Origin of the sequence: Vreelandella boliviensis LC1 (assembly GCF_000236035.1) — a bacterium.
GTDB classification, from domain to species: domain Bacteria; phylum Pseudomonadota; class Gammaproteobacteria; order Pseudomonadales; family Halomonadaceae; genus Vreelandella; species Vreelandella boliviensis.
Map to the genome: position 1 here is coordinate 1 of NZ_JH393263.1, position 4,449 is coordinate 4,449.

Sequence of the window (4,449 nt, forward strand, 5' to 3'; positions counted from 1 at the left end):
GTCCAATGATGCTGCGGACAACTTCGCCAATGCGGCAATGTCATCCAGTAATCCTATCAAGCCGCCTATGGCCATGGATGTTTCCTCCGTGAATAACAGATGCAGATAGTAACGCATACAGCGGCTGGGTTGCCTCCGAGCAACCTGGGTTCAATGCTCAACAACCTGGGTTTCTCCATTTCGGCGGCCTGATTTGAAAGCATGTGAACTAGCCGCGCAAGCGATGATGAAGGCGGCGCCAAGCAAGACCACCAGAGCCCAGGGGAAGGCGCCTACACCCCATGAATTAAGAAGCATACCGCCAGCCACTCCACCGCCAGCAATCGCAGCGTTCCATGTCACCACATTCATCGAAAGCGCCACGTCAGCGCCACTTCCAGCAGTATCGGCCAACGCGGTTTGCAGCAGTGTGGCAGCACCGCCGAAGGTGACGCCCCACACCGCAACGCCGATGTAGACGACAACAGGATTTTGAGTGTTCAAACCAAAGATGAAGGCGGTTATCGCGAAGGCGGCAAGGCTTGCTAATACCGTGGCCCGCAAATGGCTGTCCACGAGTTTTCCCGCAATCCAGATGCCGACAAGTGACGCAGCACCAAAGGTTAATAGCACCAGATCAATCCTTTCGCCGAGTCCCGCTGCCCCCACAAACGGCGCAATGTAGGTGTAGAGAATATTGTGGGCCAGCATCCACGTTAAGACCACGGCAAGCACTGGCCGCACGCCAGGTGTCGTAAAGACTTTTCGCAATGGCATACGCTCGCTGGCGGACTGTCCGGGATAGTCTGGAACCTTGGCAATAACCCATACAATCAACATAAGCGTCAAAGCGGACATGACCCAGAAAGCGGTACGCCAGCCAGCGACCGACCCCATGTAAGTTCCAAGAGGCACCCCTAGCGATAACGCAATGGGGATTCCGACCATCGCTACCGCCATTGCACGCCCTTGCTGATGCGGAGCGACCATCCGTCTCGCATAACCAGCGAGAAGACTCCAAGCCAACCCGGCGGCAACACCCGCAAAGAAGCGGGCAACTAACGTTAGGCCATAGGTACTGGATAGCGCCGTGACCGAGTTAAAAACGAAGAACCCGATAATGGTGAGCAGCAAGACGTTACGTCGCCGCCAACCACGCGTAGCAATCGTCAACGGAATCGCCGCTAACAACGACCCCAGCGCATACGCCGTCACCATTTGACCTGCCAACGCCTGGCTGATCCCGAGACCGTCACTGATTTGAGGTAACAAGCCCGCAGGCAGCGTTTCTGTCACGATGCAGATAAAGCCCGTCATAGCCAAGGCCAGCAGTGCGGACATGGGAAGCTTATCAGCCGCAGCCGATTCCGCCTGAATAGATGAGTAGTCCACAAAAAATACCCTTTCGAAGATAAAGTTTAGCGCTGGGCAGAAGTCACCCAGAGCATTGCGCGAAACATATGTATCGATCGGTATAAATATGCGGCACCAGGCAGATTATTGTCAATAAGTTTTGTATCGAGTAGTATATAATTCATATGTATTTAGTGACGTAATGGAGTAATAAATGGCACAGATGGGGCGTCCCAGAGCGTTTGATCGGCAGCAAGCCATCGAGCAAGCGATGCACCTTTTCTGGGAACAGGGTTATGAGACAACGTCGCTAAGCCAGCTCAAAACTCAGATCGGCGGCGGCATCTCTGCACCAAGCTTTTATGCGGCTTTCGGATCCAAGGAAGCCTTGTTCAAAGAGGCTGTTCAATGCTACCTGGAGAGCTATGCCCGCGTGACAGACGCCCTATGGGACGATGAAATAGCTCCCAGAGAAGCGGTCGAACTTACGCTACGTCGTTCGACGAAAATGCAGTGCGAATCGGGACACCCAAAAGGCTGCATGGTGGCCTTAGGAACCATGAGTGCGCCAAAACATGAGCATGCGCATGTCACAAAGCCGTTGGCCGTTTCACGTGCGCGTACTCATGCTGGGTTTGTACGATGCGTTGAGCGTGGCATTGCTATGGGCGAGCTCGCCGAAGGAACCGATGCTCAGGCCATGGGGACGGCTTTCAGTAGTTTTCTGCTGGGTGTGTCGATATCAGCGAGAGACGGCGTCAAGATATCGGTCTTCAATACCTCTATTACCGAGCTCATGAAATTGTGGGACGCCGCAAGCAATGAGCGGTAGGGACTTTCTCAAATAGAACGTCTCGCTTCTTCGAGATGCCGCTGATCATAGGGGTGCTGGCCCCCTGATAAAAATTTAAGAAAAAATATTAAAGGAGCGACACTTATCCTATCGCTAGGGGGAATAACAAATAGTTTAATTTTGGTGTTTTTTGTTCACTCATAGTGAACATAATACGTCTTTCGACAACTCCATCCATTGAACGCGAGGATTACCTAATAGCTTTGTTGTTCAACGCCAGATACATTCGTCTTGGATGGCTTCTAATTCTCCACCAGTATCGTCTATACGATCCACCGCAGAAAACGGTGGTGGTTAAGGGATTAGTCCCCTATTACCTGAGTAGCGCCTCAAGTTCGGCTCGATGTACAGCATGTTTGGCGGCATTTTCGTTTTTCAGTTTTTCCAGATTGATAAGCTTCCAGCGTACGGCAGGCAGATCCGCTGCTCGTGAGCGATCAATGACATCAAAATCGGGTGAACCGTCATGCAGGCTCAGTAGGAATCGCTTTGTGTTCTCGTCAAAGCGTGAATGAATATCTGCAATCAATCGTTGACGTGTGTTCAAGAGTTCTTCGAGGCTGACGGAGGCTCTCGTCATTCCCTCAAATTCTTGGGTGTAAGGCTTATCAAGGTCGATTGGGTTCGGATTCAGGAGCTCATGGGCGGGGCGCGACGAACTCGCAATGTAGATCAGAAAGGTGCGAAATAGATCATCCGTTAGGCCCTCGTTATCGTAAAGCAGCCTTACATCGTAAAGGTCGCGCGGATGCTGACGGTCAACGGCTGCGTTTAACTTACCGCCGAACAGATCTTCGAAGGAAACAACCTGCATCTCTGCGTAGCCGAACTCATCTTCAACAGCTTCGGAGACGGTAAGCGTTTCAGGATCATGAACAACGCCGCGTGTGACTGGCGAGGTTTCGATCTTGATCTCTACACCGCCCATGCGAGTAAGAAGACGAGTGGCACCACCACCGCCGCCCTTTATACGTTGTGTTTTGGCACCAACAATACCGCCTTCAATGGCACCCGCAATGCGATCCATCGCGTTGTTGATCTCTGAAAGGCTATCGATTCGATCTTTCAACGGCAGGTAAGTCAGGTCGATATCGACCGACAAACGCGGAAGATCACGATAGAACAGGTTTATCGCCGTGCCGCCTTTGAGTGCGAATACATCTTCCTTGGCGACATGCGGGAGAATACGCACAAGAAGTGCGACCTGTGCTTCATAGGTTTCACGTGCCATTGTTTGTCTCCGCCCCTACAAATGCTTCAGGCACCATAATCCTATAGCGCGGATGTATCTTGCCCCCTTTTACCAGCGCGCGGTCGCCACTCCCAAGGTTGAACTCTGTTGGATCGAGGCGCTTGCGCCAGGGGTGATCATGGCGATCTGCAAAAACAAAGAACAGCCGCTTTACCTTGATCTTCTTACAACTATGCAGCAGCGCTGACAGTAGTTTCGGTCGCAGCGTTGTCAGGCTCTCAAACAACATATCGAGGTTGTGAAAACTCTCATGGTCGGGCAGCTCGTCCATAGCTTCCATGATTGCCCTTTCGGGTGCCGACATTTTAAGCGTCCAGTCCCATGGCAGCGTGCCTTCGGCGTTGATGTTGTCCTTGGCCAACCCAAGCGATGAGTCGGCGAATAGCGAGGTGCTACGGGTTTCAAGTGGTATGTTTAGTGGCAGTTTGCTGAGCCAGTTGGGTGTGGCCTCGCCATATACCCAGACGGGTGCATTGCTGCCAAGACGCAGATAGTGATCGTAGCCCTGTTGAGAAAGCGCTGTTGTACCGCCGACATGGATGTCATAGCGCATAATATACTGCATGGAGAGCAGGCAGGTTTTCCAATCGATGGTGGCCGACGTTGTTGCGTTCGGCGCGGGGCGGCGGAAAACACCGCGGTTAACGCGCTCCAGCCAGCCGTTATCGACGTATTTGCGAGCAAGGAAACGGCTGACACCATGGCTTTCGAGCCATGCGGTATCGACCATGAACCCTGAAGGTATGGCGTGAAGCACGCTCTTTAGTATTGGCTCTTTATGTGTACTCATAGCTCACAAATTAGCATTTTACTAAAGAATCAGCCATGCTATCTTTGAAAAAATCAAATATGGTGTACTTTGAGTTAACAAAATATCAGATTCTTAAAGATTTTAGATATTTTGCGCTTTCTTAACGGGAATGAGGTGCAACGCCCCCACCACAACCGAGCCCACCAAAAAGCCAATCACCGCAGAACACAGCGTATTGAAGCCCCAGCCCAGCGTGCCGCC

4 protein-coding genes are annotated in these 4,449 nt (G+C 51.9%); 1 reads left to right on the top strand and 3 read right to left on the bottom strand.

Annotated features, from left to right (window positions below):
- Window positions 1-150 precede the first annotated feature (150 nt).
- Window positions 151-1,371, bottom strand: coding sequence for an MFS transporter (locus KUC_RS18875; protein ID WP_007114862.1), 1,221 nt, complete (start codon window positions 1,369-1,371; stop codon window positions 151-153).
- Window positions 1,372-1,546: 175 nt separating this feature from the next.
- On the opposite strand from KUC_RS18875, the gene KUC_RS18880 reads away from it, so the two are divergent.
- Entirely contained in the window at window positions 1,547-2,164 is a 618-nt protein-coding gene (locus KUC_RS18880) for a TetR/AcrR family transcriptional regulator (protein WP_007114863.1), read from the top strand.
- Window positions 2,165-2,498: 334 nt separating this feature from the next.
- Here the strand turns inward: KUC_RS18880 and KUC_RS18885 are convergent, their stop codons facing one another.
- Together KUC_RS18885 and KUC_RS18890 are read right to left on the bottom strand one after the other, a co-directional pair.
- Entirely contained in the window at window positions 2,499-3,416 is a 918-nt protein-coding gene (locus tag KUC_RS18885) for a nucleotidyl transferase AbiEii/AbiGii toxin family protein (RefSeq protein WP_007114864.1), read from the bottom strand.
- Window positions 3,406-4,227 (bottom strand): type IV toxin-antitoxin system AbiEi family antitoxin, encoded by an 822-nt coding sequence (locus tag KUC_RS18890; RefSeq protein WP_040481795.1) that lies wholly within the window; start codon window positions 4,225-4,227, stop codon window positions 3,406-3,408. Before KUC_RS18890 ends, KUC_RS18885 begins: the two co-directional genes overlap by 11 nt.
- Between the last annotated feature and the right edge of the window lie 222 nt (window positions 4,228-4,449).